This is a genomic window from Micromonospora sp. NPDC048907, assembly GCF_055586885.1.
Map to the genome: position 1 here is coordinate 284,156 of NZ_JBVJHI010000006.1, position 21,706 is coordinate 305,861.

The window sequence follows — 21,706 nt, forward strand, 5'->3', positions numbered from 1 at the left end:
GGCGCGGGAGGCTGCATGGGCTCGGCCCAGGGGGGCGGGGACGTTGATCGTTCGTCCTCGGGGACCGGGGAGGCGCAACTCTCTCCACTGCTGACCGCGGCGTTCGCCGCCGGCGGCGAGATGGGTGAGCGGCTACGCGGCTTCGACTGGTCCAGCTCCCCGCTCGGTGCCCCGCACGGCTGGCCGCCCGCACTCACCCACGCGGTCAGCACCATGCTCTCCTCGCGGGCCCAGATCGTGCTGTTCTGGGGCCCGGACCACCTGGCCTTCTACAACGACGCCTACCGGCCCACCATCGGCGACAAGCACCCGGCGGTCCTCGGCCAGTCCGCGCGCCAGCACTGGGCGGAGACCTGGGACGTGCTCGGGCCGCTGCTCGACGGCGTGCACGGCACCGGGACGCCCTACCGTGGCGAGAATCACCCTTTCGTGCTCAACCGGCACGGCTTCCTGGAGGACGTCTACTTCGACATCTCGTACGACCCGATCCGGGACGCCGACGGCAGCGTCAGCGGGGTGTTCTGCTTCGTCAACGAGACCACCGGGCGGGTGGTCGGCGAGCGGCGGCTACGGGCCCTGGCCGAGCTGGGCACCGAGCTGGCCGACGTGCGCAGCACCGTGGAGCTGGGCCGGGCGGCCGCCCGGGTGCTCGACGCGCACCGGGCCGACGTGCCGTTCAGCGCCGTCTGGCTGCACGACGAGGCCGGCACGCCGGTGCTGGCCGGCTGCGGGGGGCTGGACCCGGGCCGGGTCACCGGCGGGCCGCCGGCGCTCCGCTCCGGCGAGACCCCGGACCAGGCCCGCTGGGTCTCCACCGCGGAGCTCCTCGGCGCGGTGCCGCCGGACGCGGCCGACCGGGCGCTGCTGCTGCCGCTCACCGCCGTCAACGAGCCGGCCGGTGTGCTGCTGCTCGGGGTGGCCCGCCGGCTGCCCCTCACCGACGACTACCGCCACTTCACCGACCTGGTCGCCGCCCAGATCTCCCGGGCCGTCGGCAAGCAGCGGGCGTACGAGCAGGAGCGGGCCCGGGCCGCCGCGCTGGCCGCCCTCGACCGCGCCAAGACCAACTTCTTCGCCAACGTCAGCCACGAGTTCCGCACCCCGCTCACCCTGGTGCTCGGGCCCCTGGAGGACCTGCTCGCCGACCGCGCCCTGCCCGACGCGTACCTCGACCGGCTGGCCATGATGCACCGCAACGCGCTGCGGCTGCTCAAGCTGGTCAACACCGTGCTCGACTTCTCCCGGCTGGAGTCCGGCCGGCTGGCCGCCCGCTACCAGCCCACCGATCTGGCCGACTACACCGCCCGGCTGGCCAGCACCTTCCGCTCGGTCACCGAGCGGGCCGGGCTGCGCCTGGTGGTGGACTGCCCGCCGCTGCCCGCGCCGGTCTACGTCGACCGGGACATGTGGGAGAAGATCGTTCTCAACCTGGTGTCCAACGCGGTCAAGTTCACCTTCGACGGCGAGATCCGGGTCCGGGTCGACGCCCGCGACGGCGCCGCCGTGCTGGAGGTCACCGACACCGGGGTGGGCATCGCGCCGGAGGAGCTGCCCCAGGTGTTCGAGCGGTTCCACCGGGTGCCCGGGGCCCGCTCCCGCACCCACGAGGGCACCGGCATCGGCCTCGCCCTGGTCCGCGAGCTGGTCGAGATGCACGGCGGCACGGCCGAGGCGCACAGCGTCGTCGACCGGGGGAGCACCTTCACGGTGCGGGTGCCGTTCGGGTACGCGCACCTGCCCGCCGACCGGGTGGCCGCCCTCGCCCCGGTGCCGCTGACCGAGCCCGAGCAGGCCCGGCTCTACGTCGAAGAGACCGCCCTCTGGACCGACGAGGTGGCGCGGCCGGGCGGCCTGCCGGAGCCGGTGGAGACGCCGGGCGGCGCGGGCCGGATCCTGGTCGCCGACGACAACGCCGACCTGCGGGAGCACGTGAGCCGGCTGCTGTCCCCGGCGTACGAGGTGGTCACCGCGCCGGACGGCGTGGAGGCGCTGCGGCTGGCCCTCGACGCCCCGTTCGACCTGGTGCTGACCGACGTGATGATGCCCCGGCTGGACGGCTTCGGGCTGGTCACCGCGCTGCGCGCCAACCCGGCCACCCGGGGAGTGCCGATCGTGCTGCTCTCCGCCCGGGCCGGCGCGGCCGAGGAGGTCGCCGGGCTCTCGGTCGGCGCGGACGACTACCTCACCAAGCCCTTCTCCAGCCAGGAGTTGATCGCCCGGGTCCGGGCCAACGTGGAGCTGGGTCAGCTCCGCGGCCAGATCATCCGCCGGCTGCGGGCGCTCGCCGACGCCGCCGTGGCGATCAACACCGCCCGGTCCACCGCCGAGGTGGTGCGGGTCGCCGCGCGGCACGCGCTCGGCCTGGCCGAGGCCGCCCGGGTGGTGGTCACGGCCACCGGCGCCCGCTACGAGGCGGACGGCGGCGGGGACGCCTCCGCGGAGCCCTCGGTGGTCCTGCCGCTGACCGGCACCACCGACGAGCAGCTCGGCGAGCTGCGGGTCTGGCGTCGGGAGGGCGGCAGCACCGAGCAGGCGGCACTCACCGAGCTGGCCCGGCTGGTCGGCGTGCGGCTGGAGAACGCCCGGCTCTACGAGGCCGAGCACCGGATCGCCACGACCCTCCAGCACAGCCTGCTGCCGCGTACGCTGCCGCAGCTTCCGGGGGCCGTGGTGGCCAGCCGCTACCTGCCGGGCAGCGCCGAGGTCGAGATCGGTGGCGACTGGTACGACGTGATCGGCACCCCCGACGACGAGTTGGTGCTGGTGATCGGCGACGTGGTGGGCAAGGGGGTGCGGGCCGCCGCCGCGATGGGTCAGCTCCGCAACGCGCTGCGGGCGTACGTGCTGGAGGGCTACGACCCGGGTGAGGCGCTGACCCGGCTCAACCGGCTGGTCGGCTCCACCGAGGGCGGCTCGTTCGCCACGGTGGTCTGCCTCCGCTTCTCCCCGCGCACCGGCCGGCTGCGGTACGCGAGCGCGGGCCACCCGCCGCCGCTGCTGATCCGTGGGGACGACGCGGTGTTCCTGCACGACCGCGCGCTCGGGCCGCCGGTCGGGGCCATCCCCGGCACGGTGTACCGGACCGACGACGCCGTGCTGGCCCCCGGCGGCCGGCTGCTGCTCTACACCGACGGGCTGATCGAGGACCGGCGGGCCGGCATCGACGCCGGGCTCGGCCAGCTCCGGTCGGACGCGACCACCCGGAGCGAGCACGTGGCCGACCTGGTCGACGCGGTGGTCGAGCGGGTCGCCGGGCGGACCCGGCACGACGACGTGGCGGTGCTGGCGCTGGAGGCGACCGAGCTGAACCGCTTCGCGCTGCGGCTGCCGGCCGACCCGACCCGGCTCAGCGTGCTGCGCAAGCGGCTGGAGGACTTCCTCATCGCCCACCACGTCGGCGAGACCGACCTGTTCGACCTGACGGTGGCCATCTCCGAGGCCGCCGCCAACGCCATCGAGCACCCGGTCGCCCCGGCCGAGCCGACGATCGGCGTCGAGGTGACCATCGCGGACCGGACGGTGACCGCGACGGTCCGGGACAGCGGCCGGTGGAAGGAGTCCAGCGGCTCGACCTTCCGGGGTCGGGGGCTGGCGCTGATCCAGGCGCTCGGCGAGATGACCGTGACCCGCACGGACGCGGGCACCGAGCTGGTCCTGCGCCGCCGGCTGGCGGACTGAGGGCGCGGCGGGCGGCGGGCTCAGGGCTGCGTGAGCCAGTCCTGCTCGCCCAGGCCCGAGATCTCCAGCACCCGCCGCACCTGCCGGGACGGCAGCACGGTGAGCGCGCCGGGGAGCTGCTGGGCGAGCCGGACCACGGCGTGGATCGCGGCCGAGTCGAAGAAGGTGACCGCGCGCAGGTCGAGCGTGACGTGGCGGGCGGACTGCCGCAGGACCGTCTGGTACATGGTGTCGGCGGTCGCCATGTCGACCTCGCCGGAGACCTGGACGCGCAGTTGATCACCGTCGATCTCCGCAGTCGCGGAGAAGACGGGCGGCGCGCCCCCTTGATCCACGGAGCAACAATGGCACAGCCCTTGCGGTGCGGCAACAACCCGGGCCAGCGGGCCGTGGCGGGGGTCACCGGGAGCGCGGCGATAGGCTTGCGCCATGACCGTCCGTGCGCCGCTGACCCCAGGCACGCTCTCCCCGTGGCGAGCGGTTCCCGCTGACATCCCGCGTCCCGAGTACGTGGGCAAGAAGCGTCCCCAGGAGTGGCGCGGCTCGCACGTGCAGACGCCGGAGACCATCGAGAAGATGCGCCTGGCCTGCCGGCTCGCCGCCCAGGCCACCCAGCTGGCCGGGGAGCACTGCAAGCCGGGGGTGACCACCGACGAGATCGACAGGGTGGTCCACGAGTTCCTCTGCGACCACGGCGCCTACCCGTCGACGCTGGGCTACAAGGGCTTCCCGAAGTCCTGCTGCACCAGCCTCAACGAGATCATCTGCCACGGGATTCCGGACTCCACGGTGCTCGAGGACGGCGACATCATCAACGTCGACGTGACCGCGTACATCGGCGGGGTGCACGGCGACACCGACGCCACCTTCTGCGTGGGCGAGGTGAGCGAGGAGGCCCGCCTGCTGGTCGAGCGGACCCACGAGGCGATGATGCGCGGCATCAAGGCGGTCGCCCCGGGCCGGCAGATCAACGTGATCGGCCGGGTCATCGAGTCGTACGCCAAGCGGTTCGGCTACGGCGTGGTGCGCGACTTCACCGGCCACGGCATCGGTGAGGCCTTCCACAGCGGCCTCTACGTGCCGCACTACGACAGCCCGCGCCCCACCGACGTGATGGAGCCCGGGATGACCTTCACCATCGAGCCGATGATCACCCTCGGCACCTACCAGTACGACATGTGGGACGACGGCTGGACCGTGGTCACCAAGGACCGCCGGTGGACGGCCCAGTTCGAGCACACCATCGTCGTGACCGACGACGGCCACGAGATCCTCACGCTGCCGTGACCGACACCCCGGCGGCGCTGCGCGAGGCGCACCACGCGGACGTGTCCGGCGGCTGGCTCCGCCCGGCCGTGTTCGGGGCGATGGACGGGCTGGTCACCAACATCGCGCTGATCGCCGGCGTCGGCGGCGGCGGGGTCTCGCCGCGCAGCGTCGTCCTCACCGGCGCGGCCGGGCTGGTGGCCGGCGCCATCTCGATGGGGCTGGGCGAGTACACGAGCGTCCGCTCGGCCAACGAGCAGGTGGCCGCCGAGGTGGCCAAGGAGCGGCGCGAGCTGGAGCGGCACCCGGAGGCGGAGGCCCGCGAGCTGGCCGACGCGTGGGTGGCCCGGGGGCTGCCGCGGGACCTGGCCACCCAGGTCGCCGAGGCGGTCCGGCGCAACCCGGAGGAGGCGCTGCGGGTGCACGTCCGGGAGGAGTTGGGCGTCGACCCCGACGAGCAGCCGAGCCCGTGGGCGGCGGCGATCTCCTCGTTCCTCTGCTTCTCGGTCGGCGCGCTGGTGCCGCTGGCCAGCTACCTGCTCGGCTTCACCAGCCTCGCGCTGGCGCTCGCCGTCGGCGGGGTGGGGCTCTTCGTGGCCGGTGCGATCGTGGCCCGGTTCACCAACCGCACCTGGTGGACCAGCGGGCTGCGGCAGCTGCTGCTCGGCTCCCTCGCGGCCGGCGCCACCTACCTGGTCGGCGCCCTGATCGGCGTCCAGGGCGGGATCGGCTGACCGGCCCCGGGCCGGCCTAGCCGCCGAGGAGGTCGTCCACCGTGCCGTCGACCGGGCGGCCCCGGGCGGCCAGCTCCTCGGCCTGGCGGGCCAACACCGTGCCCACCTCGGTCATGTCCGCCCCGGCCAGGCCGGTGCGCCGCACCGCGTCGCCCGGGTCGCGGAAGTAGGTGCGGCTCAGCAGCCCCTGCACGGTGGCCGCGGCCAGCCGGGCCTCGCCGAGCATGAGCAGCGCCGGGTCCGTCTCGTACCATTCGGCCAGCCGGAGCGCCCGGGCGTGCGCCGCGCTGCCCCGGTACCAGGCCTGACGGGCCGCGGCGGTGAACTCGGCCGGCCGGGCCCGGGCCAGCCGGGCCAGGTGCTCGTCGCGGAGGGTGCGCAGCCAGCCGGTCGGATCGTGCAGGGCGCGGGTGGTCACGTACCGGTCGGCGGTGAGCGGCCAGAGCGCGGTGATCGCCGTGGCCTGCCGCAGGTAGTCGTCGGCCCCGGCCACCGTGAGGTCGACAAGCACCCCGTCCACCCGGCGGGTGGCCGGGGACGGCCCGCCGCCCGGCCGGTAGGTGGCCACCAGCAGCCCCACCTCGCCGCTGCCGCCGCCGTCGTCGTCGCCGTGGGCGAGCGGGCCGTGCACGGCCACGGCGAGGACGTCCGCCGGGAACCGGCGCAGCGCCGCGTCGCTCACCCGCTCGGCGACCCGCCAGCGGGGATCGTCCACGTAGCGGTCGGTGTCCAGCTCGGCGCCGCCGGCTTCCACGGTCCACCTCCGTTCCGCGCGCGGCCCGCCCGGCGGCGGCCCGGCGCGCGTCGACCGACCACCACCCTAGCCAGCCGGACCGGGCCCGCCGGCACGCCGCGCCCGACGGTCAGGCGGCCCGCTTGCCCGTCGGGACCAGCCGGAACACCCGGATCTCCCGGCCGCCGGCCCGCTCCACATAGGTGCGGTAGGCCGGCCACTCGTCGACCAGCCGGGCGAACAGCCGCTCCCGCTCCGCGCCGCTGATCGGCTCGGCGCGCACCGGAACGCGGCGCCCCTTGACGTCGACCTCGGCGGCCGGCTGGGCGAGCAGGTTCAGCGACCAGGCGGGCTGGTGCTGCTGGCCCCAGTTCGAGCCGATCACCACGTAGGCGTCGCCGTCCGGGACGTAGAGCAGGGGGTTGCTGCGCGGCTTGCCGGAGCGGCGGCCGGTGGTGGTGAGGACCAGCGAGGGCACCAGCCCGAAGGCGACCACCCGCCCCTTCGTGAGCCGGCCGACCAGCCGGTCGGCGGGGACGAGCAGCCGCATGGTGGCGGCGAACCACTTCTGGTGACCGAGACGACGGGTGAGGGACTGCACGGCGGACACCCGCCCAGTGTGCCGCTCGCATCCGGCCCGCGACACCCCCCGGCCGGATCGAGGGCGGTCAGTCCAGCCGGCGCTCGACGGGCAGCCGCGACCGGGTGAGCAGGGCCGCGCCCACCATGGCCACCAGCGGCACCACCACCAGCACGGTCAGCGTCGACCCGGGAACCACGAGCGGGTACGGCGGCTCCACCGGCCAGGACTGGGCGTACCGGCGGTTCAGCGAGACCAGGATGATGGCCGCCGAGCCGAGGCCGGCGAGGATGCCGAGCACCGACCCCAGCACCGCGATCACCCCGGCCTGGCAGAGTGACAGCAACCGGCGTACCCGGGGATCGGCGCCGACCGCGGCGAGCGTGGACAGGTCCCGGCGGCCCTCGGCGGCGGCGAGGCCGGTGGCCACCGCTGCCGCGCCCAGCGTGATCATGCCGGCGGCGCCGGCCAGCAGGAGCAGCAGCGGGCGCTGGTCCGACGGCGGTCCGGCCACCGCCACCCGGACCGCCAGCGGGGCGACACCGCTCAGCTCGGCGGCCAGGGCGTCGCGCTGGCGGTCGGTCGGCGCGTCGGCGGTGTCGACCAGGTAGCCCAGCGGCGCCGGCACGAGGCCGAGCGTGGCGGCCGCCGCCGGGGACACCACCAGCCGGTCCACCGGCAGGCCGCCGCGCAGCGCGTACCCGGGCAGCGTGCCCCCGCCGGCCAGCTCGCCGGAGCCGTGGGTGACCTCCACCCGCACCCGGCCGTCCACCACCTGCCCGGGGTCGGTGACCACCACCCCGCCCGCCGCCAGCGTCCGGCGGGCCGCCGCCACCTCCTCGGCCGGGGCGCCGGTGAGCGCGGGCAACACCGTCCCGTCGTCCACGATGGCCGGCAGGTAGAGGTCGCTCGGTTCGCGGAACGGCCGGACGCAGCGCGGGTCGGTCCGCGCCGCCGCGGGACCGGTGTTCATCGGGTCGTACGGGCAGCGCTGCTCGGGCGGGCGCACCGCCGTGGCGACGCAGTAGTCCTCGGGGTCCGCCGGCCGGGCGCACTCGGGAGCGGCGAGCGGGACCACGGTGGCGCCCGGCAGCACCGCCCGGACCCGGTCGGCCACCTCCGCCGCCGGGGGCAGCGCGCCGGTGGCCGGCCCGTCGGTGCGCTCGAGCAGCACGTGCCCCGGGGGCAGGCCGGGCTGCCAGGCCGCCCGCTGCCGGGCGTCGTCGCTGGCCACGTAGGCGCCGAGCGCCACGCTGCCGGCCACCGCCGCCATCACGGCGGAGATGGCCGGCGCGGCCGACGAGCGGTTGCGGCTCGCGTCGCGCAGCGCCAGCCGGGGCGTCAGCGGCAGCAGCCGGCCGGTGCGGGCCAGCACCCCCATCAGCGTCGGGGTGCAGAAGACTAGCCCCAGCTCGCCCAGGACCACCCCGGCCAGCACCCCGGTCGGCGCGGTCCGGGTGGCGCCGTACGCGGCCAGCGCGGCCCCGGCCACGGTGAGCAGCAGCCCGAGCACCAGCCAGCGCCGCCCCGGCCGCGGCGGCTCCCGCCGGCCGGCCAGCCCGGCCACCACGTCCTGCCGGGCCGCCGTCCAGGCCGGGGCGAGCGCGGCCAGCACGCCCGCCAGCACCGCCACCGCGACGATCGCCACCAGCGCCGTCGGGAAGACCCGGTACGCCCCGAAGCGCGCCTGCATCAGGTACTGCTCGACGAGCGGGCGGCCGGCGAACGCGGCGCCGACGCCGAGCAGCAGCCCGACGGCCGCCCCGCCCGCCCCGAGCACCACCCCGTCGGCGAGCACGATCCGGCGCAGGTGCGCGGCGTCCCCACCCGCCACCGCGACCAGGGCGAGGTCCCGCCGCCGGCGGCGGACGCCGACCGCGAAGGCCGGGCCGACCAGCAGCACCACCTCCAGCAGGCCGAGCCCGCCGACCAGCACCGTGTTGCCGGTCTCCTCGGCGTCGGGCAGGTTCGGTCCGGTGGCCATCTCCTCCCGGCCCGGCAGCGGGGTCCGGGCGGACACCAGGATCCCGTGGGCGTTCAACCGGTCGGCCAGCGCCGCGTCGACGGGCCCGGGCAGATCCACCAGCCAGCTCTCGTCAGACGTGCCGGGAGGGCCGGGCGGGATCTCCGGCCGCAGCGCGACCACCTCCCGCAGGTTGTCCGGGAACTCCACCACCCCGACCACCCGGTAGGTCGTGCCGTCGACGGTCCGCACCGGCTCGCCGAGCCGGGCGCCCAGCCGGCGCAGGGCGGCCCGGCTCACCGCGATCTCGTCCGGGCGGCTGGGCCGCCGGCCCTCGCGGACGGTGGCCAGCGGCCGGGCGAGCGGGTCGGTCAGGTCGACGGCGCGGGCGTCGAACGAGGTGGTCTTGCCGTCGATCCGCACGTCGAACGGCACCCACAGGCGCACCCGGGTGAGCCGGCTGCCGGCGGGCAGCAGTGCCCGGACCTCGTCGGTGGTCACCGGGCGGGTCGGCGGCACCGAATCGCCCCCGACCGGCCAGGACCCCTCACCCCAGGCGTCCTGGGCGATGGCGTTCAGGTCGATCCAGCGCAGCATCGCGTCGGCCCCGCCGAGTTGCCGGTCCATCCGCTCGGCCCGGGTCAGCTCGGCCATGTCGTAGCTCACCGCGGCGAAGGTCAGCCCGAGCACCGGCAGCGCGATCATCACGAGCACCAGCGCGGTACGCCGGCGCGCCCGGCGGGCCTCCCGCCGGGCGATCCGCAGCGCGGTCCGCCACGACCCGAGCGCGGCGGCGACCCGGCCCCGGTTCACCGACCGCTGCCGCTGAGCAGGTGCTCCACGCCGACGAGCGGCGCCGTCGAGTCCACCAGCACCCCGTCGCGGAGGAACACCACCCGGTCCGCCCAGCCGGCGTGGCGCGCCTCGTGGGTGACCAGCACCCCGGCCGCGCCCTCATCCACCCGGCGGCGCAGCAGTTGCAGCACCGCCTCGCCGGCCTGCGAGTCCAGGGCGCCGGTGGGCTCGTCGGCGAGGACCAGTCGGCGCTCGCCGACCAGGGCCCGGGCGATCGCCACCCGCTGCTGCTGGCCGCCGGACATCTGGTCGGGGAACCGGTCCGCCAGGCCGGCCACGTCCACCTCGGCGAGCGCGGCCAGGGCCGACCGGCGCGCCGCCCGGACGCCGACGCCGTCCAGTTCGAGGGGGAGCGCCACGTTCTCCACGGCGGTGAGGCTGCCGAGCAGGTTCAGGTCCTGGAAGACGTAGCCGATCCGGCGGCGGCGCAGCCGGGCCAGGTCGCGGGCCGACAGGCCGCCGAGGGGCTCGCCCTCGACCACCACGTCCCCGCCGGTCGGCCGGTCCAGCCCGCCGGCCAGCGCGAGCAGTGTGGACTTGCCGGAGCCGGAGGGTCCCATCACGGCCACCAGCTCGCCTGCCGACACGGTGAGGCTCACCCCGCGCAGCGCGTGCACGGCCGCCTCGCCGGCGCCGTGGGTGCGGTGCACGCCCCGCAGCTCCAGCACGCCGCTCATGAGCCCACCTCCTGCCGTCACCGGCGGGCCGTCTCGTCGGCCCGGTCCACCGCCTCCGGCTGGGTGGCCGGGCGGCTCGGCGCCGGACGGTGGCGGACCAGGCTGGTCTCGCAGTGGTCGAGCCAGCGCACCTCGGCCTCGGCCTGGAAGATCATCGCGTCCAGCACCAGGCGCCAGGGCAGATCCTCCGGCTTGTCACTCGCGTACTTCAACCGGGTGAACTCCTGCAGGGCCCGCATGGTGGCGCTGCGTTGGGTCTGCACCACCGAGCGGACGTCCACGCCGGGAGTGGTGAGGGCCAGGGCCAGCTTGATCGACAGCTCGTCCCGGGGGCGGTCCGCCCGGCTGATCGGGGTGGCGAACCAGAGCGCCAGGTCCGCCCGCCCGGCGTCGGTGATCTCGTACGGCCGCTGCCCGCCGTCGCTCTCCGGCAGCGAGCGGACCAGGCCGTCGCGCTCCAGCCGGGCCAGGGTGGTGTACACCTGCCCGATGTTCAGCGGCCAGGTCGACCCGGTCGACTCCTCGAACGCGGAGCGGAGCTGGTAGCCGTACATCTGGCCGCGCTCCAGGAGGGCGAGCAGGCCGTGGCGGATGGACATGGCGTGGAGTATGCATACCTGGTATGCGGTCCGCAACCGCAGGGTTCCGCCGGGTGACCGGCGCCTCGGCTCAGGCCTGCCGGCCCGGGAACGGCACGGTGACCGGGGTCACCCCGGCGGTGCGGCGCCAGCGGGTGGCCCGCACCGCGCAGTCGGTGAGCGCGGCGAGCGCCCTGTTCCGGTCCGCCCCGGTGGTGTGCGCGAGCGCCGCCCGCCAGTGCCCGGCGGCCCGCTCCTCGACCTCGACGGCCAGCTTGAGCGCGCTCGACCGGTCGGTCACCGGGTACGGCAGCGCGTAGCCGGCCCGGTCGGCGGGGATCTGAGCGCCGCCGGAGCTGAGCTGGAGGACGAGGGCGTCCCGGCGGGACCGGTGTGCCGCCTCGGCGGCGCGGGCGGCGGAGCGGGCCGTCCCGGTCAGGTGCACGCCGATCACCCCGTACGCCCAGATCGCCGCGTACTCGGCGGCGAGCGCGTCGCCGAGGGCCTGGGCCGGGCCGCTGGTCGGGCTCACGTCAACGCCTCCAGGTGGGTCGCCCGGGCCGCCGCGATCGACCCCAGCAGCGCGGCCCGCTCGGCGGGCGCGGCGGCGCAGGCCTTCGCGGCGTTGTCCCGCCCCTCCTGCTCGGCCTGCCGCAGCTCGGTCCGGACCGTGTCCGGGTCGGCGGCGGCCTCCGGCGGGGTGGCGGCGGCGCTGCCGGACGGCGCCGGCCGGCCGATGACCTTGCGCAGCTCCTCGGCGTGCGCCCGGTGCGCGTCGGCGATCGCGGTGAACCGCTCGGCCAGCGCCGGGACGGCGGTGGCGGCGGCCCGGTAGCGGGCCTCCAGCGCGGTGGCCTCGGCCGCCAGCGGCTCCAGCGGGTCGGGGGGTCGGGACTCGTCGCCGCGGTCGAAAAGATCACAGCCGGTCAGCGGCACGGCCGCGCCGCCGAGCGCCACCAGTGCCCCGGCGCGCAGCAGCGCCCGCCGGGAATGCCCCGGTGCGCCCTGATCCGATGTCGTTCTGCCGGTCGCCACCGGACAAGTCAACACCATCTCCGCCGCCCTGTGGGCCAGTGGCGTCGGTGCGCCGCCGGGGCCGCCGCCCCGCCCGCGCGTTACGCTCTGCGCAGCCACCGGGCGCGAACGCCCCGGTGGCGTGCCGGCATGGCGGCCCGACCGGTCCGCCCGAGCAGTGACACGACGGACCCGCGGGCCCGTGGCAACAGCAGAGAGGTGCGCCGAATGACGCAGCGTGGCCGTGCCACCCGGCCGACGGGGCCCTCGGGGCGCCCCCGCCGGTCCGACGGCCCCCGTGGCGCGGACCGGGGCGGCGCACCCCGCGGCGACCTGAACGCCCGCCGGGCCCGGCTGCGCGAGGTGATCGAGCCGGTGGTCACCGCCGCCGGCTACGACCTGGAGGACCTCTCCGTGTCCCGCGCCGGCCGCCGCCACGTGGTCCGGGTGATCGTGGACGCCGACGGCGGGATCAACCTGGACGCCGTCGCGGACGTCTCGCGGGCGGTCTCGGCGGCGCTGGACGCCGCCGAGGAGGCCGGCGGCGACATCGTGGCCGGCGAGTACCAGCTCGAGGTCAGTTCGCCCGGCGTGGACCGCCCGCTCACCCTGCCCCGGCACTGGCGGCGCAACGCCGGCCGGCTGGTCAAGGTGACGGTCCACGGCCCCGAGGGGGACCGGCAGGTCACCGGCCGGATCGCCGCCGCCGACGACGAGCGCGTGGCGCTGGAGACCGACGCCGGCCGTGCGGAGCACCCGTACGCCGAACTCGGCCCCGGCCGGGTCCAGGTGGAGTTCACCCGCCTGGACGAGGTGGCCGACGAGGACTTCGGTGACGACACCGACATCGACGACGACGAAGATCTGGAGGACGAGGAGAGGTGAACATCGACCTCGCGGCGCTGCGCGCCCTGGAGCGCGAGCGGGAGATCCCGTTCGACACGATCCTCGCGGCGATCGAGACCGCGCTGCTGACCGCCTACCGCCACACCGACGGCGCCGAGCCGCACGCCCGGGTGGAGATCGACCGCAAGACCGGGGCCGCCTCGGTGTACGCCCAGGAGGTGGACGCCGACGGCAGCGTGGTCCAGGAGTGGGACGACACCCCGCACGACTTCGGCCGGATCGCGGCCATGACCGCCAAGCAGGTGATCCTCCAGCGGCTGCGGGAGGCCACCGACGAGGTGCACTTCGGCGAGTACGTCGGCCGCGACGGCGACCTGGTGACCGGCGTGGTGCAGGCGCACGAGGCGCGGTCCGAGAAGGGCATCGTCAGCGTCGACCTGGGCAAGCTGGAGGGCGTCCTGCCCCAGTCCGAGCAGGTCCCCGGCGAGCGGTACGCGCACGGCGAGCGGATCCGCTGCGTCGTGGTGCACGTCGCCAAGGGCATGCGCGGTCCGCAGATCACCCTGTCCCGGTCGCACCCGGCCCTGGTGAAGAAGCTCTTCGCCCTGGAGGTGCCGGAGATCGCCGACGGCACCGTGGAGATCGGCGCCATCGCGCGTGAGGCAGGTCACCGCACGAAGATCGCGGTGCGCTCGACCGCCCAGGGGGTCAACGCCAAGGGCGCCTGCATCGGCCCGATGGGCCAGCGGGTCCGCGCGGTGATGAGCGAGCTGCACGGCGAGAAGATCGACATCATCGACTGGTCGGACGACCCGGCCACCTTCGTGGGCAACGCGCTCTCCCCGGCCAAGGCGCTGCGGGTGGAGGTGGTCGACCTGGCCAGCCGGACGGCCCGCGTGACCGTGCCGGACTTCCAGCTCTCGCTGGCGATCGGGCGGGAAGGGCAGAACGCCCGGCTTGCGGCCCGGTTGACCGGTTGGCGGATCGACATCCGCTCCGACGCGGAGCAGAGCGGGACGGCCGGCCGGGGCGGAGCTGATCACGTTCCCGAGGCGGGCGGCGCGATCTCGAGCAGCTAGGGGTAGACTTCCTCCAGTGGCACGACGCGCGCTGCCGGAGCGCACCTGTGTGGGCTGCCGGAAGCGAGCGCCGGCCAGCGAGTTGCTGCGAATCGTCGCGATCGGTGACGAGGCTGGTCATTACAGCCTCCGGCCTGATCCGGCTCGCAGACTGCCGGGTCGGGGAGCGAACATGCACCCGGATCCGGCCTGCTTCGCGCAGGCGGTGCGGCGCCGCGCCTTCGGGCGGGCACTGCGCCTCACCGGGGTCCCCGACCACGGTGCGCTCGCGGAGCACGTTGACGCGCAAACCCCGACGACCGGTCAACCCGACCGGTCGAGGGTCGCTAGCAAGGTAGGACGACCGACATGAGCACACGATGAAGTCCCTGAAATGACCAGGCTTCAAGTGCACGAGTGAGGTCGCTGCGGGTGCTGCCCGCACGACCTCGGAGTGAGGAGTGCAGTGGCAGGAAAGGCCCGCGTACACGAGCTCGCCAAGGAGCTCGGGGTCGAGAGTAAGACCGTTCTCGCCAAGCTCAAGGAGATGGGCGAGTTCGTCAAGTCCGCGTCCAGCACCGTCGAGGCGCCCGTCGCCCGACGGCTGCGTGGCGCATTCGTCGCGTCCGCCGGTGGTTCCTCGGCGCCGGCCGCCCCGTCGGCGGCCGCCCCGAGCCCGGCAACGACCCCGACGCCGTCCCCGACCCCGGGCGCCCCCCGGGTCTCGGCCAAGCCGATGCCGCCGCGGCGGCCGGCCGCGCCGACCCCTGGACCGAAGCCCAAGGGCCCGGTCCCCAGCCCGCCGCAGCCGGCGACCCCGGTCGCCAAGCCGGCGAGCGCGCACGACATCGAGGTGGCGGCCGCCGAGGCGCGCGCCGCCGCCCTCAAGGCTGAGCAGGAGGCCGCGGTCAAGGCCGCGCAGGCCGCCCGCCAGCAGCAGCGGGAGAACGTCCGCCGCGAGCCCCCGACCGAGGGTGGTCCCCGTCCGGGGCCGCGTCCGGGCCCGAACGCGGTGCCGCCGCGTCCGGGTGCCCCGGCCGCCGGCCGTCCCGGTGGCCCGACCCCGGGCCCGGGTGCCCGACCGGGCGGTCGTCCGCCGGCGCGCGGCGCCGGCAACAACCCGTTCGGCATCCAGGGCGGCCAGCAGCAGCGGCCCCCGGCCGCCGGTGCCGGCGGTCCGCGGCCGAGCCCGGCGGGCATGCCGCCGCGGCCCAGCCCGGCCTCCATGCCGCCCCGGCCCAGCCCGGCCTCCATGCCGAGCCAGCGGCCGACCACGGGTCGCCCCGGCGGTCCCGGTGGCGGGCGTGGCGGTCCCGGCGGCGGCGCGGGTCGTCCCGGTGGCGGCGGCGGTGGCTTCCGCGGCGGTCCCGGTGGCGGTGGCGGCGGCGGTGGTTACCGCGGCGGTCCCGGCGGCGGTGGCGGCGGCGGTGGTTACCGCGGCGGTCCCGGCGGCGGCGGTGGCGCTCCCGGTGGCGGTTTCCGCCCGGGTGCCCCGGCCGGCGGCGGTGGCCGTCCGGGTGGTGGCGGTCGTGGCCGTGGCGGTGGCGCCGCGGGTGCCTTCGGGCGTCCCGGTGGCCGGCCGACCCGTGGTCGCAAGTCGAAGAAGCAGCGCAGACAGGAGTTCGACAACCTGTCGGCCCCGACCATGTCCTCGGGTGCTCCCCGGGGTCAGGGTCAGGTCGTCCGGTTGTCCCGTGGCGCCTCGCTGTCGGACTTCGCCGACAAGATCAACGCCAACCCGGGTTCGCTGGTCCAGGAGATGTTCAACCTGGGCGAGATGGTGACCGCGACCCAGTCCTGCTCCGACGACACCCTGCTCCTGCTGGGTGAGCACCTCGGCTTCGACGTGCAGATCGTCAGCCCCGAGGACGAGGACCGTGAGCTGCTCGCGCAGTTCAACATCGACCTCGACGCCGAGGTGGCGGCGGAGCGCCTGGTCAGCCGTGCGCCGGTCGTGACCGTCATGGGTCACGTCGACCACGGTAAGACCAAGCTGCTCGACGCGATCCGCAAGGCGAACGTCGTGGCCGGCGAGGCGGGTGGCATCACCCAGCACATCGGCGCCTACCAGGTCCACGTCCCGCACGAGGGCGAGGACCGCGCGGTGACCTTCATCGACACCCCGGGTCACGAGGCGTTCACCGCCATGCGTGCCCGTGGTGCCCAGGTGACGGACATCGTGATCCTGGTGGTGGCGGCCGACGACGGCGTCATGCCGCAGACCATCGAGGCGCTCAACCACGCCAAGGCTGCGGACGTGCCGATCGTGGTCGCGGTCAACAAGGTCGACAAGCCCGAGGCGAACCCGGACAAGGTCCGCCAGCAGCTGACCGAGTACGGCCTGGTCGCCGAGGAGTACGGCGGCGAGACCATGTTCGTCAACGTGGCGGCCAAGCCCGGCATCGGCATCGAGGAGCTTCTCGAGGCCGTGCTGCTGACCGCCGACGCGTCGCTGGAGCTGACCGCTCCGATCGACGGGCCGGCGCAGGGTGTCGCCATCGAGGCGCACCTGGACAAGGGCCGTGGCGCGGTGGCGACCGTGCTGGTGCAGAAGGGCACCCTCCGGGCGGGCGACTCGATCGTCGCCGGTGGGGCGCACGGCCGGGTCCGGGCCATGCTGGACGAGAACGGCAAGCCGGTCGACGAGGCCGGGCCGGCGCGTCCGGTCATGGTGCTGGGTCTGACCACGGTGCCGGGTGCGGGTGACACCTTCCTGGCCGCCGAGGACGACCGGACCGTGCGGCAGATCGCCGAGCAGCGGCAGGCACGGCGGCGGGCGGCGTCCTTCGCCAACTCCCGCGGCCGGGCGACTCTCGAGACGCTCATGGAGCAGCTCAAGGAGGGCGAGAAGACCTCGCTCAACCTGGTGCTCAAGGGCGACGTCTCCGGTTCCGTGGAGGCCCTCGAGGACGCGCTGTTCAACCTCGACATCCCGGAGGAGGTCCAGCTTCGGATCATCCACCGGGGCGTGGGTGCGATCACCGAGAGCGACGTCATGCTCGCGAGCGCCTCGTCCGAGGCGGTCACGATCATCGGCTTCAACGTGCGGGCCGCCAACAAGGTCCGTGAGATCGCCGACCGCGAGGGCGTGGAGATCCGTTACTACACGGTCATCTACCAGGCCATCGAGGAGATCGACGCCGCGCTCAAGGGGCTGCTCAAGCCGGAGTACGAGGAGGTCGAGCTGGGCACCGCGGAGATCCGCGACGTCTTCCGCTCGTCCAAGATCGGCAACATCTCCGGCTGTATCGTCCGGTCCGGCCTCATCCGCCGCAACGCCAAGGCGCGGCTGCTGCGGGACGGGGCGGTCGTGGCGGACAACCTCACGATCAGCTCCCTGAAGCGGTTCAAGGACGACGCGACCGAGGTCCGCGAAGGCTTCGAGTGTGGTCTGACGCTGGGCGGTTTCAACAACGTCCAGGTCGGCGACATCATCGAGACCTTCGAGATGCGGGAGAAGCCGCGCGCCTGAGCGGTGTGAACGACGGCGACGGCCGGGGCCCCGCGGGTCCCGGCCGTCGCCGTTTCCGCAGGCTGCGACAATCTCGGGCGTGCCCAGGTACGCGCTGCTCCTCGCCCCCTCCGCCAACCGCGTCTACGCCGACGCCGCCGGGCGGCTGGCCCGGGCGGAGCTGGCCGTGTTCGCCGGGTCGGGGATGCTCGACGCGGCGCCGGCCGACGCCGAGGTGGAGCGGATCGGCGGGGTGGAGTACCTGACCTTCTCGGTCCCGGCACCCGGCCTCGGCGCCCGGGACCTGGCCCACCTGGCGAACCTGTCGGCGGCGTACGCGCTCTTCGAGCGGGTGAGCGACGACCTCCTGCGGCCGGTGCCGCTGCACCCTCTGGCCCGGTACGACTCCGACCTCGTCACCATCCCGAAGTACGCCGGCAAGACCAACGAGCAGTTCACCCGGCTGCTGCTCAACGTCACCGTGCTCGCGTCGGCGTCGGCGCCCCGGATGCTGGACGGTCCGGTCGTGGTGCTCGACCCGCTGTGCGGGCGGGGCACCACGCTCAACCAGGCGCTCATGTACGGCTACGACGGCATCGGCGTGGAACACGACGGCAAGGACGTGGACGCCTACGCGGCGTTCCTGCGTACCTGGCTGCGCCGCAAGCGCCTCAAGCACACGGCGGAGACGGTGCCGGTGCGGCGGGACCGCCGGCTCGTGGGCCGGCGCTTCGAGGCGGTCGTCGCGCCGTCCCGGGACGCGCACCGGGCCGGGGCGACCCAGCGGGTCACCGTGCTGCACGCCGACACCACTCGGGCCCGCGAGGTGCTCCGCCCCCAGTGCGCCGACGTGATCGTCACCGACGCCCCGTACGGCGTGGCGCACGGCAGCCGCACCGGGACCGGCCTGTCCCGCAGCCCGCTGGACCTGCTCACGGCCGCCGTGCCGGTCTGGCGGGAGCTGCTGCGCCCGGGCGGGGCGCTGGGGCTGTCCTGGAACACGCTCGTGGCCCCGCGGGCCGCGGCCGAAGCGGTGCTCGCCGACGCCGGCCTGCGGGTGCTGGACGGGCCCGGTTGGCGGGACCTCGCACACCGGGTCGACCAGGCGATCGAGCGGGACGTGCTGGTGGCGGTCGCCGCGAAGACGACCGGCGCGCGGCTCGCCTGACGGCGCGCGGCGACGTGGAGCCGCCGCCGGAAAGCGGGTGACCGGGGGAGTGCTCCTGCCGTACCGTTGCTCGCCGTGTATACCGGAACCGCGCAATTCGACCTGTTGCTCCCGGGGGACTCCCGGTCCCTGAAGGCCAAGCGGTCGTACGTCCGGCCGATCGTCGCGGCGCTGCGCCGGTTCGAGGTGTCCGCCGCCGAGGTGGGGGCGCTCGACCTGCACGGCCGTACGCAGATCGGGGTGGCCGTGGTGGCCGCCGAGCCGGCGCACGTCCGCGAGGTGCTCGACTCCTGCGAGCGGCTGGTGGCCGCCCGGCCGGAGGTCGAGCTGCTGTCGGTCCACCGCCGCCTGCACGGCGAGGAGGACTGACCCGGCCGGTGGCCGGCCGGTGGCGGCCCCGCGCGGGGGCGGCGATCGCGCGGGTAATGTTCGGGATGTTGAGCGGTCGGACCGGCGGCGCCGCGCCGTCGTCCCGGCCGACGGCTCCAGGTCGTGGCAGTGCCGTCAGGCGCGCCGGGCGGGAGCCGTCGTAGGTAGCAGGAAGCCCTGGAGGTGGGGGACATGACGGATCCGGCCAAGGTTCGCCGGCACGCGGAGCGCGTCCGTGAACTGGTCGCGTCGGTGGTGCGGAGCCAGATCAAGGACCCCCGGCTCGGCATGATCACCATCACCGACGCCCGGATCACCGCCGACCTGCGCGACGCCACGGTCTTCTACACGGTGCTCGGCGACGCGGCGGCCCAGGCCAGCACCGCCGCCGCGCTGGAGAGCGCCAAGGGCATGCTGCGCAGCACCGTCGGCAAGGCGCTCGGGCTGCGCCACTCGCCGACGCTGACCTTCGTCCTCGACGACGTGCAGGACCAGGTCAAGCACATCGACGACCTGCTCGCGGCGGCCCGCAACGCCGACGCCGAGGTGCAGCGCCTGGCCGCCAAGGCCGAGTACGCGGGCGAGGCCCAGCCCTACCGGGTCGAGGACGAGGACGAGGACGCCGACACCGAGGACGCCGAGGCCGACGAGACCGGGGACGAGGAGCCGCGCGGCGGCGACCGCCGGTGACCGGTTCCGCCGGGGGCGGCCCGCCGGCCGGCCCGACCGACACCGACTGGGCGGCCGCCGTCGCGGCGGTACGCGGGCTCCCCGCCACCGCGCGGGTGCTGCTCATCTGCCACGTCAACCCGGACGGCGACGCGCTCGGCAGCATGCTCGGGTTCGGGCTGGGCCTGCGCCGGCTCGGCGTACGGCAGCTCCAGGCGACGTTTCCCGGGCCGCCGGAGGTGCCCGAGCCGTTCCGCTGGCTGCCCGGGTCCGAGCTGCTGGTCGCGCAGGACGACGCGTACCCGGATCCGGACCTGGTGATCTGCTTCGACGCGGCGAGCGAGTCGCGCCTGGGCGACCTGGTCGGCCGGCTGGACAAGGCGGGCACGGCGCTGGTGCTGGACCACCACGCCTCGAACACCGGGTTCGGCACCATCCAGCTGGTGGATCCGCACGCGGCGGCCACCTCGGTGGTCGCGCTGGGGCTGCTGGACCGGCTCGGGGTGGCGCTGGACGCGGAGATCGCGGCCGGTCTCTACGTGGCGCTGAGCACCGACACCGGCTCGTTCCGCTTCGAGGCCACCACGCCGGCCGTGCACGAGATGGCGGCCCGGCTGCTGGCCACCGGGATCCGGCCGGGGGAGATCTCCCGGCGGGTGTTCGACACCCGGCCGTTCGGGGCCGTCCGCCTCTTCGGCGAGGTGATGGGCCGGGCGCGGCTGGAACCGGCGGCCGCCGCCGGGCGCGGGCTGGTCTGGACCTACGCGACCCGCGAGGACCTGGCCCGGCACGACCAGCCGGCGTACGTGCTGGAGGCCCTCATCGACTCGGTGCGCTGCACCGCCGAGGCGGACGTGAGCTGCGTGGTCAAGCAGTCCGGCGACGCCGAGTGGGCGGTCTCCCTGCGCAGCAAGGGCGCGGTGGACGTGAGCCGGGTCGCGATGGCGCTCGGGGGCGGCGGGCACCGGTTCGCCGCCGGATTCACCGGGCGGGGCACGGTCGACGAGGTGGTCGAGCGCATCCGGGTGGAGCTGCCCGGCGCGCTGCTGGCGGCCTGAACCACCTCGACGGCGGGCACCCCGGAGACGACTCCCACGCGTGCCGGTCTTTCCGCGTTCCGTGACGCTGGGGACAATCGGGTGATGGATCACCCCCGTGAGCTCACCGTCGAGGCGCCCCGGGCCTGGGACCGCCCGGTCGTCTCCGTGCCGGTGCTGGTCTGCCTCTCCCTGGTCGGCGGGCAGTTGCCGTCCTTCTCCGCCGCGGCCAACCTCTACACGCTGGGCACCGGTGGGGCGTTGATCTGGGTCGGCCTGAGCAACCGGGTGCCGCCCCGGCGGCCGGCGCCCCGGCGGCTGCCGCCCGGCGCGCTCTGGTGGCTGCTGCCGGTCACCGTCTTCGGCGTCCTGGAGGGCGCGACCTTCGTGCTGTCGGTGGGGGACGAGTTCCCCACGTTCTCCCGGCTGGCCGACCCGATGCTGGAGGACCATCTGGTCCGCTCGGCGGCCTGGTTCACCTGGCTGACCGCGTTCTGGGGGCTGGTCCGCCGATGATGCGCACCGTGGCGATCGGCGGCTTCCTGACCGCGCTGCTGCTCTTCGCGGCCGTCGAGTGGGCCGCCCGGCGGGAGGGCTCGCGCATCCCGTCCCTGGCCGACGTCTGTGCCTTCGTGATGCGCTACGAGGTCGGGCCGGTGCCGGTCGGCCGGATCGGCCTGTTCGGGTTCTGGTGGTGGCTGGGCTGGCACTTCCTGGCCCGCTGAGGCACGCCGCGGCCGCATTCTCTGCTGTCCGCATTGCGGGAACAGTGGGCAGCATGTGGAAAGTGAACGTTAATTTGGGTGAGGGCCGGTGCTTCGGCGCAGGTCACGGGGCGGTGGCGCCACACCCGGTGCCGCCTCCCCCCAGGGTCAGACCGACCCGGGCACACGCTGCCAGCGAGCCGTTCCGGTGATCCCGGACCGCACCGCCGGCGCTCAGCAGGCCGACGACTCCACGTCGCGGTGCGGCGAAGGTCGCGCCGGGTGGGACCGTCGGCGCCCATGAGGGCCGCCGTGTTCGGTGGCCC

21 protein-coding genes are annotated in these 21,706 nt (G+C 75.3%); 13 read left to right on the forward strand and 8 right to left on the reverse strand.

Going from position 1 to position 21,706, the window contains the following annotated elements; genetic code table 11:
- Window positions 1–15: 15 nt before the first annotated feature.
- A complete protein-coding gene (locus ACZ6PY_RS22805) occupies window positions 16–3,678 on the forward strand; it encodes a SpoIIE family protein phosphatase (protein ID WP_466075225.1) in 3,663 nt (1,220 codons plus the stop codon).
- Window positions 3,679–3,698: 20 nt separating this feature from the next.
- On the opposite strand, the gene ACZ6PY_RS22810 is transcribed toward ACZ6PY_RS22805, so the two are convergent.
- A complete protein-coding gene (locus ACZ6PY_RS22810; protein ID WP_466074902.1) occupies window positions 3,699–4,013 on the reverse strand; it encodes an STAS domain-containing protein in 315 nt (104 codons plus the stop codon).
- Window positions 4,014–4,107: 94 nt separating this feature from the next.
- Between ACZ6PY_RS22810 and map the strand changes: the two genes are divergently transcribed.
- Window positions 4,108–4,965, forward strand: coding sequence for a type I methionyl aminopeptidase (gene map / locus ACZ6PY_RS22815; protein ID WP_466074903.1), 858 nt, complete (start codon window positions 4,108–4,110; stop codon window positions 4,963–4,965).
- A complete protein-coding gene (locus tag ACZ6PY_RS22820) occupies window positions 4,962–5,678 on the forward strand; it encodes a VIT1/CCC1 transporter family protein (protein ID WP_466074904.1) in 717 nt (238 codons plus the stop codon). The genes map and ACZ6PY_RS22820 overlap by 4 nt, the downstream gene beginning before the upstream one ends.
- 16 nt (window positions 5,679–5,694) lie before the next feature.
- On the opposite strand, the gene ACZ6PY_RS22825 is transcribed toward ACZ6PY_RS22820, so the two are convergent.
- From ACZ6PY_RS22825 to ACZ6PY_RS22855, 7 genes are all read right to left on the reverse strand, one after another.
- Window positions 5,695–6,432 carry a nucleotidyltransferase domain-containing protein gene (locus ACZ6PY_RS22825; protein WP_466074905.1) on the reverse strand — a complete coding sequence of 246 codons (738 nt, stop codon included), beginning with the start codon at window positions 6,430–6,432 and terminating at the stop codon, window positions 5,695–5,697.
- A 109-nt stretch (window positions 6,433–6,541) separates the two neighbouring features.
- Window positions 6,542–7,021: a nitroreductase family deazaflavin-dependent oxidoreductase gene (locus ACZ6PY_RS22830; protein ID WP_466074906.1), complete on the reverse strand. Its 480-nt coding sequence runs from the start codon at window positions 7,019–7,021 to the stop codon at window positions 6,542–6,544.
- 58 nt (window positions 7,022–7,079) lie between these two features.
- Window positions 7,080–9,767, reverse strand: coding sequence for an FtsX-like permease family protein (locus tag ACZ6PY_RS22835; protein WP_466074907.1), 2,688 nt, complete (start codon window positions 9,765–9,767; stop codon window positions 7,080–7,082).
- Entirely contained in the window at window positions 9,764–10,486 is a 723-nt protein-coding gene (locus ACZ6PY_RS22840; protein WP_466074908.1) for an ABC transporter ATP-binding protein, read from the reverse strand. Before ACZ6PY_RS22840 ends, ACZ6PY_RS22835 begins: the two co-directional genes overlap by 4 nt.
- Window positions 10,487–10,503: 17 nt before the next feature.
- Window positions 10,504–11,085, reverse strand: coding sequence for a PadR family transcriptional regulator (locus tag ACZ6PY_RS22845; protein ID WP_466074909.1), 582 nt, complete (start codon window positions 11,083–11,085; stop codon window positions 10,504–10,506).
- A 70-nt stretch (window positions 11,086–11,155) separates the two neighbouring features.
- Window positions 11,156–11,596 carry a ferritin-like domain-containing protein gene (locus tag ACZ6PY_RS22850; RefSeq protein WP_466074910.1) on the reverse strand — a complete coding sequence of 147 codons (441 nt, stop codon included), beginning with the start codon at window positions 11,594–11,596 and terminating at the stop codon, window positions 11,156–11,158.
- Window positions 11,593–12,042 carry a hypothetical protein gene (locus tag ACZ6PY_RS22855; protein ID WP_466075227.1) on the reverse strand — a complete coding sequence of 150 codons (450 nt, stop codon included), beginning with the start codon at window positions 12,040–12,042 and terminating at the stop codon, window positions 11,593–11,595. The genes ACZ6PY_RS22850 and ACZ6PY_RS22855 overlap by 4 nt, the downstream gene beginning before the upstream one ends.
- Before the next feature lie 264 nt (window positions 12,043–12,306).
- On the opposite strand from ACZ6PY_RS22855, the gene rimP reads away from it, so the two are divergent.
- The 10 genes from rimP to ACZ6PY_RS22905 all read left to right on the forward strand — a co-directional run bounded on the left by rimP (window position 12,307) and on the right by ACZ6PY_RS22905 (window position 21,401).
- Window positions 12,307–12,963, forward strand: coding sequence for a ribosome maturation factor RimP (gene rimP, locus ACZ6PY_RS22860; RefSeq protein WP_357937234.1), 657 nt, complete (start codon window positions 12,307–12,309; stop codon window positions 12,961–12,963).
- Window positions 12,960–14,003, forward strand: a complete 1,044-nt coding sequence (gene nusA / locus ACZ6PY_RS22865) for a transcription termination factor NusA (RefSeq protein WP_466074911.1) — start codon at window positions 12,960–12,962, stop codon at window positions 14,001–14,003. The genes rimP and nusA overlap by 4 nt, the downstream gene beginning before the upstream one ends.
- Window positions 14,004–14,019: 16 nt before the next feature.
- Window positions 14,020–14,355, forward strand: a complete 336-nt coding sequence (locus ACZ6PY_RS22870; protein ID WP_466074912.1) for a YlxR family protein — start codon at window positions 14,020–14,022, stop codon at window positions 14,353–14,355.
- Window positions 14,356–14,448: 93 nt separating this feature from the next.
- Entirely contained in the window at window positions 14,449–17,454 is a 3,006-nt protein-coding gene (gene infB, locus ACZ6PY_RS22875) for a translation initiation factor IF-2 (protein ID WP_466074913.1), read from the forward strand.
- Window positions 17,455–17,533: 79 nt separating this feature from the next.
- Window positions 17,534–18,601, forward strand: coding sequence for a TRM11 family SAM-dependent methyltransferase (locus tag ACZ6PY_RS22880; RefSeq protein WP_466074914.1), 1,068 nt, complete (start codon window positions 17,534–17,536; stop codon window positions 18,599–18,601).
- A 75-nt stretch (window positions 18,602–18,676) separates the two neighbouring features.
- Entirely contained in the window at window positions 18,677–18,970 is a 294-nt protein-coding gene (locus ACZ6PY_RS22885) for a DUF503 domain-containing protein (RefSeq protein WP_466074915.1), read from the forward strand.
- A 192-nt stretch (window positions 18,971–19,162) separates the two neighbouring features.
- Window positions 19,163–19,660, forward strand: a complete 498-nt coding sequence (rbfA, locus tag ACZ6PY_RS22890; protein WP_466074916.1) for a 30S ribosome-binding factor RbfA — start codon at window positions 19,163–19,165, stop codon at window positions 19,658–19,660.
- Window positions 19,657–20,697: a DHH family phosphoesterase gene (locus tag ACZ6PY_RS22895; RefSeq protein ID WP_466074917.1), complete on the forward strand. Its 1,041-nt coding sequence runs from the start codon at window positions 19,657–19,659 to the stop codon at window positions 20,695–20,697. The genes rbfA and ACZ6PY_RS22895 overlap by 4 nt, the downstream gene beginning before the upstream one ends.
- 84 nt (window positions 20,698–20,781) lie before the next feature.
- Window positions 20,782–21,192, forward strand: coding sequence for a hypothetical protein (locus ACZ6PY_RS22900; RefSeq protein ID WP_466074918.1), 411 nt, complete (start codon window positions 20,782–20,784; stop codon window positions 21,190–21,192).
- Complete coding sequence (locus ACZ6PY_RS22905) at window positions 21,192–21,401, forward strand: DUF6186 family protein (protein ID WP_466075229.1); 210 nt, start codon at window positions 21,192–21,194, stop codon at window positions 21,399–21,401. Before ACZ6PY_RS22900 ends, ACZ6PY_RS22905 begins: the two co-directional genes overlap by 1 nt.
- Window positions 21,402–21,706 lie beyond the last annotated feature (305 nt).

What these genes read in the sequence shown, in the direction of transcription:
- ACZ6PY_RS22805 (WP_466075225.1), top strand. Translation starts at nt 16, where the DNA reads ATGGGCTCGGCCCAGGGGGGCGGGGACGTTGATCGTTCGTCCTCGGGG.
- map (WP_466074903.1), top strand. Translation starts at nt 4,108, where the DNA reads ATGACCGTCCGTGCGCCGCTGACCCCAGGCACGCTCTCCCCGTGGCGA.
- ACZ6PY_RS22840 (WP_466074908.1), bottom strand. Translation starts at nt 10,486, where the DNA reads ATGAGCGGCGTGCTGGAGCTGCGGGGCGTGCACCGCACCCACGGCGCC.
- ACZ6PY_RS22845 (WP_466074909.1), bottom strand. Translation starts at nt 11,085, where the DNA reads ATGTCCATCCGCCACGGCCTGCTCGCCCTCCTGGAGCGCGGCCAGATG.
- rimP (WP_357937234.1), top strand. Translation starts at nt 12,307, where the DNA reads ATGACGCAGCGTGGCCGTGCCACCCGGCCGACGGGGCCCTCGGGGCGC.
- rbfA (WP_466074916.1), top strand. Translation starts at nt 19,163, where the DNA reads ATGACGGATCCGGCCAAGGTTCGCCGGCACGCGGAGCGCGTCCGTGAA.
- ACZ6PY_RS22900 (WP_466074918.1), top strand. Translation starts at nt 20,782, where the DNA reads ATGGATCACCCCCGTGAGCTCACCGTCGAGGCGCCCCGGGCCTGGGAC.
- ACZ6PY_RS22905 (WP_466075229.1), top strand. Translation starts at nt 21,192, where the DNA reads ATGCGCACCGTGGCGATCGGCGGCTTCCTGACCGCGCTGCTGCTCTTC.